The organism is Flavobacteriales bacterium (genome assembly GCA_020635795.1).
In the GTDB taxonomy this organism is placed as follows: Bacteria; Bacteroidota; Bacteroidia; order Flavobacteriales_E; family Vicingaceae; genus Vicingus.
On the sequence record JACJZD010000005.1, the window covers coordinates 124,713 to 140,001 of the forward strand.

Annotated in this window: 11 protein-coding genes; 9 read left to right on the forward strand and 2 right to left on the reverse strand. The window is 32.7% G+C overall.

The features are described from left to right. Window positions 1–9 precede the first annotated feature (9 nt). Both H6589_11640 and H6589_11645 read right to left on the reverse strand, forming a co-directional pair. Window positions 10–2,865 (reverse strand): TonB-dependent receptor, encoded by a 2,856-nt coding sequence (locus H6589_11640; protein ID MCB9175251.1) that lies wholly within the window; start codon window positions 2,863–2,865, stop codon window positions 10–12. A gap of 97 nt (window positions 2,866–2,962) precedes the next feature. Continuing rightward, window positions 2,963–4,231 carry a hypothetical protein gene (locus tag H6589_11645; GenBank protein ID MCB9175252.1) on the reverse strand — a complete coding sequence of 423 codons (1,269 nt, stop codon included), beginning with the start codon at window positions 4,229–4,231 and terminating at the stop codon, window positions 2,963–2,965. A 246-nt stretch (window positions 4,232–4,477) separates the two neighbouring features. On the opposite strand from H6589_11645, the gene H6589_11650 reads away from it, so the two are divergent. The 9 genes from H6589_11650 (at window position 4,478) to mnmG (ending at window position 15,186) form a co-directional block, all read left to right on the forward strand. Then, window positions 4,478–5,143: a response regulator transcription factor gene (locus tag H6589_11650; protein MCB9175253.1), complete on the forward strand. Its 666-nt coding sequence runs from the start codon at window positions 4,478–4,480 to the stop codon at window positions 5,141–5,143. Window positions 5,144–5,175: 32 nt separating this feature from the next. Then, on the forward strand, window positions 5,176–6,225 hold the full coding sequence (locus H6589_11655; GenBank protein ID MCB9175254.1) for a sensor histidine kinase: 1,050 nt from the start codon (window positions 5,176–5,178) through the stop codon (window positions 6,223–6,225). A 122-nt stretch (window positions 6,226–6,347) separates the two neighbouring features. Further along, window positions 6,348–7,190 carry a PAS domain-containing protein gene (locus tag H6589_11660; protein ID MCB9175255.1) on the forward strand — a complete coding sequence of 281 codons (843 nt, stop codon included), beginning with the start codon at window positions 6,348–6,350 and terminating at the stop codon, window positions 7,188–7,190. 72 nt (window positions 7,191–7,262) lie between these two features. After that, a complete protein-coding gene (locus H6589_11665; protein ID MCB9175256.1) occupies window positions 7,263–8,024 on the forward strand; it encodes a glycosyltransferase family 2 protein in 762 nt (253 codons plus the stop codon). After that, window positions 8,014–9,006, forward strand: coding sequence for a glycosyltransferase family 9 protein (locus H6589_11670; protein MCB9175257.1), 993 nt, complete (start codon window positions 8,014–8,016; stop codon window positions 9,004–9,006). Before H6589_11665 ends, H6589_11670 begins: the two co-directional genes overlap by 11 nt. Before the next feature lie 75 nt (window positions 9,007–9,081). After that, a complete protein-coding gene (locus tag H6589_11675) occupies window positions 9,082–12,444 on the forward strand; it encodes a hypothetical protein (GenBank protein MCB9175258.1) in 3,363 nt (1,120 codons plus the stop codon). Beyond that, window positions 12,441–12,863 carry an ATP-binding protein gene (locus tag H6589_11680; GenBank protein MCB9175259.1) on the forward strand — a complete coding sequence of 141 codons (423 nt, stop codon included), beginning with the start codon at window positions 12,441–12,443 and terminating at the stop codon, window positions 12,861–12,863. Before H6589_11675 ends, H6589_11680 begins: the two co-directional genes overlap by 4 nt. 15 nt (window positions 12,864–12,878) lie before the next feature. Beyond that, window positions 12,879–13,289 (forward strand): rRNA maturation RNase YbeY, encoded by a 411-nt coding sequence (ybeY, locus tag H6589_11685; protein MCB9175260.1) that lies wholly within the window; start codon window positions 12,879–12,881, stop codon window positions 13,287–13,289. 31 nt (window positions 13,290–13,320) lie between these two features. Next, window positions 13,321–15,186 carry a tRNA uridine-5-carboxymethylaminomethyl(34) synthesis enzyme MnmG gene (gene mnmG / locus H6589_11690; protein ID MCB9175261.1) on the forward strand — a complete coding sequence of 622 codons (1,866 nt, stop codon included), beginning with the start codon at window positions 13,321–13,323 and terminating at the stop codon, window positions 15,184–15,186. The last annotated feature ends 103 nt before the right edge of the window (window positions 15,187–15,289 follow it).

Here is a 15,289-nt window from a genome sequence, read left to right on the forward strand (position 1 = left end):
TACAAATCCTTATTTAAAGGTATAAGCATAGCTAACTCCAAAGAATCTTCCTTCGGTAAACGATGAGAAAATTTCGTCGTTGGCTCTAAAGGAAGAATAAATTCGTTGACGTTTTTGGTTGAGTAAATTGTTTACATTAAAACTCACTTTATGTCTTTTTAATTCACCACCAAACGACTTGCTCGCCTTAAATGTTACATCATGGAAAGTGTTGTCGTAAATATCAGGTATCCTTCCAATACCAACTATTGCTAAACTTTTTCCTTGAACATTGTAACTCACATTAACATCCAACCCTTTATCGATGTTGGCATAACCAATAAATGTGTTGATTAAGTAAGGTGCTTGTCCTTGAAAAGCCCTAGTTTTTTCAACATTTTCACCATCACGAGCTTCTAAAACTCTAAATTGGTATTCTACATCACTCATTTTTACTTGCGATTTTGCAAACGTAACATTACTACCTATCGAAACATTTTTAAGTCTAGTATGAATAAACTCTAGTCCTTTTTTAACCTCAAACTCAATACCTAAAACCGTAGCATTTTCTACATTTCTTGGAATAATATTATCAGCACTGGTTGCATTGTATGAAACAATTTCAATAGGATTTTTAAAATCTTTATAAAAACCACTTACCGAAACCAAATCGGATGAACCCATAAATTTCTCAAAACGTAAATCGTAGTTGTTAACGTATGTCTGAACCAAATCTAAATTTCCAATAAAGGTTATTTGAGTAACCGCATCATAAATTTGGGCTCCAGATTTTTCTTTAAACGATGGGCGAGCTAATGTTCTGCTGTAATTTGCCCTTATATTAAAATCTTTAAACAGGTTGTAAATTACACCAACCGAAGGTAAAAGGTCTGTTTTATCTAACACCACTCTATCGTCGAACTTATCCAGTTTTGGGTCAACAACGGTTTGTTTTTCTCCTGTGTAACGCATTTCGGCTTTCTCTACTCTTGCACCGTAAATAACTTTTAACGAACTATCTAATGGTAATTCATTCATTAAATAACCTGCAATTATGGTTTGACTAGCCTGATAAATGTTTGAAGAATCAACCTGACCAATGGCATAAATTCCATTTCCTGTTTTTGGAGAGTTTGCCGCACTAAACAAATAATCGTTGGTAAAAAGTTGATTAGGGTCTCCACTATATTCTTTTTTCCCAATGTTTCTAAAGTTGTATTCTACCACATCAAACGAACGGTCTTTATAAATATAGTTTGCCCCTCCTTTCAAGGTACTTTTTAATCCCGACCACTGATTAAAATCCCATTTAACATCAAGTTTAGCATTGATATTTATTTCTTCTAAATTTCTAAATATTCGATTAATTAAAGCGCCCTCACCTGTTGCTAGGGTGTATTTTCCATCAGGAGTAACACTAAAAATGGTTTGGCGTAAATCTGGTTCTTTGTTTAGTGCTAACGATGGGGAGATTGCTGTTTTAATTTCTAAATTTTTATTTACTTGATGTTTTGAACTCAACAATACATTGGAAATACTTCGTTGGTTGTAGTATAAAATGGTTTTATCAAGAGTTACATAGTTGTCTGAAAATTCTGTGTTTTCTTGTAATAATCTTGTTGCTGTTTTAATTCCGTTTTGAGTATGAAACATGGTTAACGAATATTTAGCTTTTTCACGTTTTACAGAAAAACTAGCTAGTCCATTCCACATGGTTTCTTCTCTTCCAACAGCACCAGTATTAAGTTCTACGGGCTGTAATTTTGATATAGAGGTAGAATCGCTTTTTTGGAAGGTGTTGAACTCAAAATCATCATAATAAGTATATCGCATACTATACCCCAAAGCCATTACATAACCATACGTAGTTTTTTCTCTTTCGTGTTGATTACCATAGCTGATACTATAATTTTGATTTAAATAGCTATTGCCTTTAATAGTAGCCATTTCTTTATCAAACGATTTTGTAACAGCCTCTAAAACCGCATTGTTTTTTGGTGTTATCAAAGGTCTTGGTATAACTTGTTTAGGATGTAATGGGTTTGATCTAGGTGCTGCTCCATCTGCCCATAAATCAGAAGTTACACCTTCATAAGTCAAGAAATTTGACTTAAAGTGCATATCAGGATTGTAATTAAACGAAGCGCTCAATGCAAACATTTTGCTTTCTGGAAAGTCTTTAGTAACAATGTCAACCATACCACCAGTAAAATCTCCAGGTAAATCAGGTGTAAAGGTTTTGTAAACCACAATATTGTCGATAATTTGTGTGGGGAAAATATCTACTTGTACAGAGTTTCTATCTGGGTCTAACCCAGGAATGGTTATGCCATTTAAGATGGTTTTAGTATATCTATCTCCTAAGCCTCTAACATAAACATCTTTTCCACCTTGAATAGAAACTCCTGTAACTCTTTTTAATGCTCCTGCTGCAGAATTATCGCCAGTTTTTGCAAAAGTTTGAGCCGAAATACCATCAACAAGGTTGACTGATTTTTGTTTTATGGTTGATATTGCAGCTTCATTGTTTCTAATTTGTTTTGCTGTTAATTCAAAAGTTTCTCCAGTAATCGATTGGTCTTTCATTCGGATAGCAACAACAGTTACTCCTCCAGGTTTAACCACAACATCGCTAATTTTTTGAGTTGCAAACGATATGTAAGAAGAAATCAAGGTGTATGTTCCTGGTTCTACCGAAATGGAGTAATTTCCATCAAAATCAGTAATTCCTCCAATTGTTGTTCCTTCTATTACTACACTACAGCCAATAAGTGGCAACCCTGTTCCGTCTTCAATAATTGTTCCTCTAATTTTTCCTTTTTGTGCACTTACTCCAAGTGTTATCATTATCATTAATCCGGAAAAAATTGTCTTTTTTAAATTCATGTTGTTTGTTTTTAAAATAGAAATTGCCACAGCTAATTCCTGTGGCAATTTTACGACCTTAAGATAGTCTGAATATTAGGCGAATATTAACTAATTGTTAATTAGCCATACGAGCCAATCCTGTTCTTCCAGCCAATGTCCATCCAACAAATTGTGAAGGATCAAATCCATTTGTTAAACCTGTATTAACCGTATTGTTATTTAAAAAATTGGTAGCATCAGCACCTGGTTGGTCGCTACCGAAAACACCTGTTAATGATGATAGGTTAAATGTGTTACCAGTTATTATTAACGGATAAGCACCCGCACCAGAATAATTTGCATAAGCTTCAGAGCCATTTACCGAAACTTTAGCTCCTGCCATAAAGTTGGTGAAATAAACATTTTGTAATGTCCCTTGAGCATTTGATTTAAACACGGCAAACTTTGCATCATTACTTGGATGTCCCACCACATAAGCTTTATTAACAGTAAACACTCCTGCGTTATTTGCTGAGCCTTCTGGACCATCAATTTCAAACGCATCACCATCTTGGTTTTCTCCAATAATTGCCATCACATTGGTTATTGTTCCTGAATATGCTTGATCAATATCGTAACAATCGTCATCAATTTTTACCACTATAGCATGATTAAGATTTACTGTTCCACCAAAAAATTCAATGCCATCATCTAAGTTTGCGTAAATTTCTATGTGGTCAATAGTAGTTCCGCTACCTACTCCACCAAGTGTTAATCCATTAATTTCGTTATTAGAACCTATAATAACTCCGCTATGTCTAATCGAAACATATTGTAATTCTCCCGAGTTATCTGTAGCATCAGAACCACCGTAGGTTGTACCAACAGTTCCCGCTGGAATACCTTCAATTTCAGCAGTAGTTCCAGAGCTTGGAGAAATTGGAGCATCTCCCAAAATAATAACACCTCCCCACAAACCTTTATTTGCAATGGTTAAGTTTGGACTAGTAATTTGTCCTGGTAAAATTTGGTCGTCAGTTGATGTAAAAATAATTGGCTCTGCAACAGTTCCTGTTGCATGAATTTTAGCTCCAACACCAATAATTAATGCCGAAGCACTTGCGTCAGAACCTGGCTTTGCTTTAATTACTGTTCCCGCTTGTATGGTTAATTCTTTACCTGGCTCCACAATAACTCTACCATCTAATACTATTATTCTATCTTTTGTCCAAATGGTATTTGTTGTTATGTTTCCTGATACGGTCAACGTTGGGAAAGAAGCATCAGGAGTGTTTTCAACCGGTACATCTATCGGGTCAGGAGTTTTTTCTTTAGAGCAAGAAGTGAAGAAAGTAGTTGCACCTATCAATAATATCGATGCAAGTAATACATTTTTTGTTTTCATTTTATTTGTTTTAGTTATTATCACATTTATTTTCGATGCAAAATAACGGCAAGCAAATTATCTGAACTTAACCCTAATTTTATTGTTGTTTTATGATGCTGTTAACAGAATGTTACCAGATGAATCTAAAAAGCCTATTTTTATTGTTTAAAGCTCTTTTTATAATGCACCTACAATTTAATGTTTACTTAACACGTGAAATAAATTTAGGGCGTAACTTCGTAGAAACAAACAAGTAATCTGATTATGGAAAAAATACTTTTGGTTGATGATGAAAGTGATATACTAGAATTCGTTAGTTATAACTTAACTAAAGAAGGTTTTCAGGTGTTAACTTGCAGCAATGGCAAGGAAGCTATTAAAATTGCTCAACAAGAAAACCCTGATTTAATTATTTTAGATGTAATGATGCCAGAAATGGATGGCATAGAAACCTGTCATGAATTAAGAAGTATAGACAAATTAAAAGATACCCTTATTATATTTTTAAGTGCACGTGGCGAGGATTATTCCCAAGTTGCAGGATTTGATGCTGGTGCTGATGATTATGTTTCTAAACCAATAAAACCAAGGCTTTTAGTAAGTAGGGTAAAAGCTATTTTAAGAAGAAAAGGAGGGAAAGCGGAGGAAGAAGAAGTACATGGTAACATTAAAATTAACCGTGAAAAATATTTAGTCTATAAAGAAAATGAAGAATTCTCTCTTCCAAAAAAAGAATTTGAACTGCTCGCCTTATTGTTTTCAAAACCAGGAAAAGTATTTACTCGAGAGGTTATTCTTGAAACGGTTTGGGGCGGAGAAGTTATTGTTGGCGACAGAACCATAGATGTTCATATTCGTAAATTACGCGAAAAATTGGGCGATGAGTTAATCAAAACCATTAAAGGTGTTGGTTATAAGTTTGAAATCTAATTAGATAACTATTTTCTAATTAAGTTTGTAGCATGAACAATCTAACCCCAAAAGGTATTGCTCTCAGAATATCATTATTTGTAGCTACTACAGTAACTATCATTGTATTTTTTGCTGAATATTTCTCCGAGTCTATTCACTTTTTAACCCTATTTCTTGTTTTCGTATCATCACTTATCATTTCCTATTTTGGTTTTTTAATGGCTATCGAAAAGTTTATTTACAAAAAAATTAAACTTATTTATCGTACCATTCACAACCTAAAACTAAAAAAAGAAACTGCTTTATCTGATTTTAGCCTAGATAAAGATATTATCAGCCAAGTTCGTGAAGAGGTAATTGATTGGGATAAAAAAAACCAACTGGAAATAGAGCGTTTAAAAGAAATGGAATCGTACCGTCGAGAATTTGTTGGGAACGTTTCGCACGAATTAAAAACCCCTATTTTTAGTATTCAAGGCTACCTACTTACTCTTTTAGAGGGTGGTATTTATGATGAAAAAATCAATGTCGATTACTTAACACGTGCCAACAAAAGTGTTGACAGAATGATTGCTTTGGTTGAAGATTTAGATGTAATCAGTAAATTAGAATCAGGCAATTTGGCCATGAATTTTACAAAAATTAACATATTGGATTTAACCAAAGAAGTGATTTCATCGTTGGAGTTTAAAGCTCAAGAAAAAAACATTAAAACAACCATAGAAAACAGCCTTAACAAACCTATTTGGGTGATGGCTGATGAAGAAAAGATTAGTCAGGTTTTAACCAATTTATTAGTAAACGCTATTAAATATGGTAAAGAAAATGGCGAAGTAAAAATCAAATTTTTTGACCTAGACGAAAATATTTTGATTGAAGTAGAAGATGATGGACAAGGGATTGAAGAAAAACACCACAAACGATTGTTTGAACGCTTTTATAGAACAGATCGAGGTAGGGCAAGAGATTCGGGTGGAACAGGTTTAGGGTTGGCTATTGTTAAACATATCATTGAAGCCCATAACCAAACCATTAATATAAGAAGCACTGTTGATGTTGGGTCAACATTTTCTTTTACACTCAAGAAAGCAAAACAATAAACCAAGTATTTTTTGGCTATATTTGATTATATAAGTTTTTAGTTTTTACTTAGTACATTTACTTGAATCTAAATATTTTTAATAGTGGCGATAAAAGTTCTTTTGCAAAAAAAAGCAGAAGTATGGCTAAATTCTTAGCCATTGGAGCAGGCTCTCTAGCTATCGTATTTAGTTTATTTATATGGTTCTACTTTTCGTCTTCTATTTCCATTCGTGCTATATCCATTTTTTTACCCATAACTTATTTTATTGTTTACTTACTAAGTTTTACTAAACGTACTAATCAACAGCTATATAAAATCATTTTTTACAACTTTATTTTAACCTCCTATTGTCTATTATATATTGCTTATCAATTTGATTTTAATAGTGAATATGTTATTATAATGTTGGTAATTTATAACATTACCTTAATTGCTTTACCAACTCCAAAACAGGTGCTGCTTTATTTTGGATTAGTGTTTATCCCTTTAGAAGTTTTGTTATTATTCTCTTCTATTTCTATTGGGTTTGCATTATTAATTACTGTTTTCTTTGGATACGCTTTTGCTTTGAGTTATTTTATTTCACTCCAAAAAAAGAAGCTTAATAAAAGAAGTCATCAAAATGGAGAAATTCTAAAGACCTTAGCAAATAACACAAAAGGGGCAATTTTTTTAGTCGATTATTTTTCTAAAGAAATCTGGGATGCTAACGAAAAATCGAAAGATATTTTTGGATTAACTGATATTGATGAATTGCTCAATAAACAATACTATACCATATTTTCTGATGAAAATTATACTCGTTTAAATAAAAATGAAATAAGTCAGCATATTTCAGCACTTGGTCATTTTCAATCGGAGGTTTTATTAAAAAAATTAGATGGTACTGAATTTATGGGTGATGTTATGATCTCTCCATTTAAAGCTGCTAAAAACAACTATTATTTAATTCAAATCCACTCCCTATCAGCAAAAAAATAAAGAAGAACCAATATCTATTGATATTGACTGTTTTAAATTTATTTTAATAATCAGTAATCCTATATTTGTATCATGCAAATCCAATTATCAGTGGTCATTATCACATTTAATGAAGAAAAAAACATTAAACGATGTTTAAACTCTGTTAAGAATGTTGCAGATGAAATTGTTGTGATTGATTCATTTTCAACCGACCAAACAAAGGAGATTTGCTTAAAACATGGAGTAACATTCATTGAAAAAGAATGGGAGGGTTATTCTGGCTCTAAAAACTTTGGCAACCAAAAAGCAAGTTACAACTGGATATTGTCTTTAGATGCCGATGAAGCACTTTCGGAAAAACTGATTCAATCCATTATAAGTTTTAAAAACAACCCAATAGGTTCGTGTGGTAAATTTAATCGATTAACCAACTATTGTGGAAGCTGGATTAAACATGGGGGCTGGTATCCCGATGCAAAAATTAGAATATTTGATAAAACCTTAGCAAAATGGGATGGGTCAATACACGAAGAATTGGTTTTTTCAACTCCTACAGCTGTTAATTATTTAAGTGGCGATTGTTTACACTATAGTTACTATAGCCTCGAACAACATTATGCTCAAGCTGAAAAATTTACTAGCATTGCTGCACAAGATTTGTTTGAAAAAGGTAAAAAGCTTTCTTTTATCAAACTTTATTTTAGCCCTATCATAAAATTTTTGCGTGATTATATTTTCAAATTAGGGTTTCTTGATGGAGCAGCAGGATTTACAGTTGCAAGAATTTCTGCTTATGCCACCTATTTAAAGTACGCCAAACTAAAAAAATTACACTCAACACATGGAGTATAAAACCATAATGATAAGCCGAACCGATAGTATTGGCGATGTGGTGCTTACATTGCCAATGGCTGGTGTAATAAAAAAGTTTTATCCCAACTCAAAAATTATTTTTTTAGGAAAAACGTACACTAAACCTGTTGTAGCATTAAGTGAACACATTGATGAATTTATAAATTGGGACGAATTACAAAAAACATCAAATCCAGTTGATGAATTGAAAAAGTTTAATGCTGATGTTTTTATTCATGTCTTTCCAAATAAAGAAATAGCCAAAATGGTAAAAGCTGCAAACATTCCGCTACGAATTGGAACATTTGGAAGGCTACACCATATACTTACTTGTAATAAAAAAATACTTTTTACACGTAAAAAATCCGATTTACACGAAAGTCAACTTAATTTAAAACTCTTATCTCCTTTGGGTATAACTCAACACGTTGAGTTAGATGAATTAGCCACTTTTTACGGTTTTTCTAAATTACCAACACTTCAAGCTGAATTAAAAAATAGCATTGACAGTAATCGAAAGAACATTATTCTTCATCCAAAATCGAAAGGAAGTGCTAAAGAATGGGGCTTAGACAACTATTTACAATTAGCCGAGTTATTACCAAAAGACCAATTTAAAGTGTTTATTTCAGGGACAGAAGAAGAGGGTAAACTAATTGGCAACACTTTTAAGTTTGACGAAAATATTGTTTCGCTTATCGGTAAATTAAGCTTAACTGATTTTATAGCTTTTATTGCAAACACAGATGGATTAGTTGCTGCAAGCACAGGTCCATTGCATATTGCTGCAGCTTTAAATAAAAAAGCAATTGGTTTATATTCGCCAAAACGACCCATTCATCCTGGAAGATGGAAACCTGTCGGGCAACATGCTCAAGCCGTGGTTTTTGAGCCAACTTGCGAAAAATGTTCGAAAGGATTGGATTGTGATTGCATCAGTAAAATTGAGCCAAAAACCGTTATAAAATTGCTTTCAAAATAATCAGTAATTTTTCTTTCATTCAGTATTCAATAATTTCCGAACTTTATAAGTTATATTAGTACCAAGTGTTTATAAATGAATAATTACCAAATACTCATCAACAAACTCGATGCTTTTATCAGAAAGTATTACAAAAACCAGCTTTTAAAAGGTGGTATTTATGCTGTTTCGTTGGTATTGGCTTCGTTTGTTTTATTTACTTCGGTAGAATATTTTGCCCAATTTAATATACTGGGTAGAACCATTTTGTTTTATTGCTTTTTTATTATTGTAGCTTATGTAATGGCTTATTACATTATTTTACCCATTAGTAAACTGTATAAGTTTGGAAAAATAATTAATCACCAACAAGCTGCCGATATCATTGGAAAACATTTTACAGAAGTAAAAGATAAATTAACCAATGTGCTTCAACTCAACGAATTGGCTTTTAACAATCCTAATCAATTGGTTTTAGCGAGTATCGATCAAAAATCTGCCGAACTTAAGCCTGTTCCATTTGCTAATGCCGTAGATTTTGCTGAAAACAAACGCTATTGGAAAATTGCTCTATTTCCATTGTTGTTTTTATTGTTTATTTCTATTTTTTCACCCGAAATTTTTAAAGTCGGAACAGAACGATTGGTTAATCATAACAGCATTATCAAGCCCATTGCTCCATTCGAATTTAATATTAAAAACACCGCTCTAAGTGTTTTAAAAAACAAGGATTTTCATTTAGAAGTTGTAATAAGCGGAAACCAACTTCCCGATAAGGTTTTTCTTGTTCAAAATGGCATGAAAACAGTGTTAACGAAAACCGACAAAAGAAATTTTTCATACACGTTTAAAAATGTAACCGAACCGATAACATTTAAATTACTGGCTTCTGGTTTCGAATCGGAAGAGTTTATGTTGAACGTGCTGCCAAATCCGTTGTTAACCAATTTTAAAGTTCATTTAGATTATCCTAAATACATAGGTAAACAAAACGAAACCTTAGAAAATGTTGGCGATTTTACCATCCCAGAAGGAACAAAAATTAAATGGGAGTTTTTTACCGAAGATGCTGATAATTTGTTGTTTAGTATATTAGATACTTCTTTTAAATTACCATCGACAAACAAACAAGTTACTTTTAATACCATAGCGAAAAAAAGCACCAATTATGCAGTTTTACCAACCAACAATCTTGCTTCTGCACCCGATACGCTTAAATATGCTTTTCAAGTTATTAAAGACCAGTTTCCTACTATTGATGTGGAAGAAACAAGAGATTCGACCAACAACAAAAGGGTTTATTTTAAAGGGTTAATCAACGACGATTATGGTTTTTCAGGATTGTCGTTTCATGTTAAAATTGTTACCATAATTGATTCTTTACCAAAACGAAACGAACCACAACAAGTGTTTTTGCCTTTTAATAAAGCCAATAATGCTGATGAATTTTTTCATTTTTGGAACTTGGAAACACTTAATATATTACCTGGTGATGAGGTGGTTTATTATTTTGAGGTGTTTGACAATGATGGGGTTAATGGTCGTAAATCAGCAAAATCAGCTATAAAAACATTTAAAGCAAAAACAGAAAAAGAGCTTGATGAAAACATTAACAAAAGCAACGAAAGCATTAAAAGTTTGCTTACCGAGAGTATTAATGATGCAAAGAAGCTCCAGAAAGAGCTAAACGATTTAAAGAAAAAACTAACCGATAAGAAAGAATTAGGCTGGGAGGAAAAGAAAAAAATTAAAGATTTGTTAGAAAAACAAAAAGAGCTGGAGCAAAAAATCAATGAATTAACTCAAGAAAATCAAAAGAACAACAACCAGCAAAACGAGTTTAAACCGCAAAATGAGGAATTGTTGAAAAAGCAAGAGCAGCTTCAAAAACTTTTTGATGAGTTAATGACCGATGAGATGAAGGAGATGATGAAGAAATTGGAAGAAATGATGCAAAAACTGGATAAAAACATGTTGGGCAACGAACTCGAAAAAATGGATTTATCGAACAAAGATTTAGAAAAAGAATTAGACCGTTCATTAGAGCTTTTTAAACAATTAGAGTTTGAACAAAAACTAGAGGACGTTAAAAACAAACTCGAAAAATTAGCTGATAAACAAGATAAACTTGCTGAACAAACCGAACAAAAAAAAGCACCGAACGAAGAGTTGAATAAAAAGCAAGACGAATTAAACAAAGAATTTGATGAGCTAAAAAAGGATTTAGACGAGTTGAAAAAGAAAGACGAAGCGTTGGAAAGACCAAAAGGAATGGGAGATACGAAAGAAAAGCAGCAAAATATTTCTGAAGAAATGAAAAAAGGGTCTGAACAAATTCAGAACAATAAAAACAAAAAAGCTGCTGAAAGCCAAAAAAGTGCTGCTGAAATGATGGATGAATTAGCAGATGATATGAAAGCCATGCAATCAAGTTCATCAGAATCGGCAGAAGACATGGAATCGCTGCGTCAGTTACTCGATAATCTACTTTACATATCTTTCCAACAAGAAGACTTAATGGAGCAGTTTAAAGCCGTTAAAAATGAAAGTCCAGAATATGTAAAACTAGTTCAAAAACAAAAAAAACTGAAAGATGATGCAAAAATGGTTGAAGATTCATTGTTTGCATTAAGCAAACGAGTGGTTCAATTAGAATCAGCCATCAACAAAGAAATTAGTGCTGTTAATTTTAACATGCAAAAAGCCATTGAATTTATGGCAGAGCGTTTAAAGCCAATGGCTACATCAAAACAACAATATGTAATGACTTCAATAAACAATTTAGCCCTATTGTTTGACGAAGCATTACAACAAATGCAACAACAAGCTAAACAAAAACCAGGCGAAGGTAGTTGTGATAAACCAGGAAGTAATGGAAAACCAAAACCTGGAGCTGCTTCAATGAAAAAACTTCAAGAGCAATTGAACAAACAATTAGAAGATTTAAAGAAAGCTTTAGAAAATGGTAAAAAACCAGGTTCTAAACCGGGAGAGAAACCTGGTGGAGAAAATCCAATGAATATGCCAGGAGGTCAAGGTGGATCAAGCGAATCGTTTGCTAAAATGGCTGCCGAACAAGCTAAAATTAGAGAGCAATTACAGAAAATGAGAGAGTCGATGGATCAAAATGGTAAAAACGGAATCAATCAATTATCAAAATTAATGGAAGAAACTGAAACCGATTTAGTTAATAAACGTATTACACAACAAACGATTAATAGACAAAAAGAAATTTTAACACGATTATTAGAGTCAGAAAAAGCAGAACGGGAGCGAGAGCTAGATGATAAAAGAGAGTCAAAACAAGGCTTAGACAAACTGACCAATAATCCTGAAAATTATTTTAAATACAACATGAAAAAAGAAACAGAGGTAGAATTACTAAAAACAACTCCACTGAATTTCAATAATTTTTATAAAAATAAAGTTTCGATGTATTTCCAAAATTTATCAAAATGAGTGTTTTAGAAAGAATTGCAGATAACTTAGAGTTTGAATCCCAACTCAACAACATCAACCAAATAGAACAATTAATCGACGAGGTGTGCGACAAACTAGCTATCCACGAAGATTATTATGGAAACATGTTAATTGCATTAACAGAAGCTGTAAACAATGCAATTGTACATGGCAACAAACAAGACCCAAATAAACATGTAAAACTCCAATACGAAACAAAAAACAATCAAGTATTTTTTACCGTTCAAGATCAAGGTTTTGGTTTCGACTTAGCTAAAGTACCAGACCCTACTAAACCAGAAAACATCCATAAACTAAGTGGAAGAGGAGTTTATTTAATGAAAAATTTAGCCGACGAAGTTATCTTTGAAAATAACGGTTCAAAAGTTTGTCTAAAGTTCACCATATCAAACAATTAAGCCTTGCCACAAAACATTACTTTTCATTCTGAAGACGTTGATTTTCATTTAGTTAACGAAAAACAAATCATTAAATGGCTACAAAACACCATAAAAAACGAAGGTAGAACTGTGTCAGAACTTTCGTATATATTTTGTTCTGATGATTATCTTCATAAAATGAATTTAGAATACTTAAATCATGATACCTATACCGACATTATTACCTTTGATTACACTGAGGGAAGTGTTGTTGGAGGAGATATATTTATCAGTATTGACAGAGTTAAAGAAAATGCTTTAAAATTTAAAACAGAATTCGTAAATGAACTGTCTAGGGTAATCGTTCATGGCGTGCTGCATTTAGTTGGTTATAAAGACAAAACCAACAAAGAGAAGGAGTTAATGAGAAGTAAGGAAGATTTTTATCTAATTTTGCTTTCTTAATGTGTTCCACGTGAAACAATAATTAATATTTATGGAAAAAACATACGACGTAATAGTTGTAGGAGCAGGTCATGCAGGTTGTGAAGCTGCTGCTGCTGCTGCAAACTTAGGTTCAAAAACATTGTTGATTACAATGAATATGAATTCAATTGCTCAAATGTCATGTAATCCAGCCATGGGTGGTGTAGCTAAAGGACAAATTGTTAGAGAAATAGACGCACTTGGAGGTTACTCTGGGATTGTAAGCGATAAAAGTGCTATACAATTTAAAATGCTAAACAAGTCTAAGGGTCCAGCCATGTGGAGTCCAAGAACACAAAACGACCGCATGATGTTCTCTAATATTTGGAGGTTAAAATTAGAGCAAACCAAAAATTTAGATTTTTGGCAAGATATGGTTACGGAATTGATTATAGAAAAGAATACTTGTACAGGTATAAAAACACAAATAGGAATAGAATTTAAAGCTAAATCTGTAATACTTACCAATGGCACATTTTTAAATGGATTAATACATATTGGTGAAAAACAATTTGGAGGCGGTAGAGCTGGAGATAGAGCGTCAACTGGCCTAACAGAACAACTAATCTCAGCAGGATTTACATCTGGAAGAATGAAAACGGGAACACCACCAAGGGTGGATGGTAGATCATTAAATTATTCTAAAATGGAAGAACAACCTGGAGACGAAAAACCATCTAAATTTTCTTTTTCTTCAGAAACAACTCCATTATTGAAACAAAGAAGCTGCTACATAACATATACCAACGATGATGTTCATGATATATTAAGAACAGGCTTTGAACAATCTCCTATGTTTACAGGTAGAATTCAAGGTTTAGGACCAAGGTATTGTCCTTCAATTGAGGATAAAATTGTTCGTTTTTCGGAACGAGAAAGACATCAATTGTTTATAGAACCAGAGGGTTGGGATACCGTAGAAATATATGTAAATGGATTTTCAACTTCTTTACCAGAAGATGTCCAATACAAAGCCATGCGATTAATTCCTGGTTTTGAAAACGCCAAAATGTTCCGCCCAGGATATGCCATTGAATATGATTTCTTTCAACCCACACAATTAAAAAACACACTTGAAACAAAGGGTGTGGATAACCTATATTTTGCAGGACAAATAAACGGAACAACAGGTTATGAGGAGGCAGCTGGACAAGGAATGATGGCTGGAATAAATGCTCATTTAAAATCCACTGAAAATGAACCATTTATACTTAAAAGAGACGAAGCTTATATAGGAGTATTAATCGATGATTTAATTACCAAAGGGACAACTGAGCCTTATCGTATGTTTACATCAAGAGCTGAATATAGAATACTTTTACGACAAGATAATGCAGATGTAAGGCTTACCCCGTTATCAAATAAAATAGGTTTAGCTACTGATGATATGCTTAAAAAGGTAGAACAAAAAAACAGCAATATAAATTCAATAATTTCAAAATTTGAAGAGACTAGTTTATTGCCTGAAGAAGTAAACGATTATTTAGACTCACAAAACTCATCAATTTTAAAACAAAAAGTTAAGGCAAATACTGTAATCACACGTCCTAATATAGAAATTACCAACATCATCAATTCAAGTGTTAAGCTAAAAGAAACCCTTAAAGCATATTCGAATGAAGAATTGGAAGGAGCAGAAATATTGATGAAATACGATGGCTACATTTCTAGAGAAAAAGAAATTGCAGACAAAATGATGCGATTAGAAAATATTAAACTTTACGACAATATCGATTACAAATCGTTATCTTCTCTTTCTGCAGAAGCAGTTGAAAAACTAACCAAGATAAAACCAAATACTCTAGGGCAAGCTTCGAGAATAAGTGGAATTTCTGCTTCTGATATTTCTGTGTTAATGGTACACATGAATAAGTAATTGTTTCACGTGGAACAAAAAAGAAACATAAAACAATAATTATTATTAACTATTTGTTTTACAGGTGTTTAACAATATATGATTGTTTCGAATTAAAAAGAAT

Excerpts from the sequence above, each read along its gene's own strand:
- H6589_11640 (MCB9175251.1), bottom strand. The coding sequence starts at position 2,865 with ATGAATTTAAAAAAGACAATTTTTTCCGGATTAATGATAATGATAACA.
- H6589_11665 (MCB9175256.1), top strand. The coding sequence starts at position 7,263 with ATGCAAATCCAATTATCAGTGGTCATTATCACATTTAATGAAGAAAAA.
- mnmG (MCB9175261.1), top strand. The coding sequence starts at position 13,321 with ATGGAAAAAACATACGACGTAATAGTTGTAGGAGCAGGTCATGCAGGT.
- H6589_11680 (MCB9175259.1), top strand. The coding sequence starts at position 12,441 with ATGAGTGTTTTAGAAAGAATTGCAGATAACTTAGAGTTTGAATCCCAA.
- H6589_11655 (MCB9175254.1), top strand. The coding sequence starts at position 5,176 with ATGAACAATCTAACCCCAAAAGGTATTGCTCTCAGAATATCATTATTT.
- H6589_11670 (MCB9175257.1), top strand. The coding sequence starts at position 8,014 with ATGGAGTATAAAACCATAATGATAAGCCGAACCGATAGTATTGGCGAT.
- H6589_11660 (MCB9175255.1), top strand. The coding sequence starts at position 6,348 with ATGGCTAAATTCTTAGCCATTGGAGCAGGCTCTCTAGCTATCGTATTT.
- H6589_11645 (MCB9175252.1), bottom strand. The coding sequence starts at position 4,231 with ATGAAAACAAAAAATGTATTACTTGCATCGATATTATTGATAGGTGCA.
- H6589_11650 (MCB9175253.1), top strand. The coding sequence starts at position 4,478 with ATGGAAAAAATACTTTTGGTTGATGATGAAAGTGATATACTAGAATTC.
- H6589_11675 (MCB9175258.1), top strand. The coding sequence starts at position 9,082 with ATGAATAATTACCAAATACTCATCAACAAACTCGATGCTTTTATCAGA.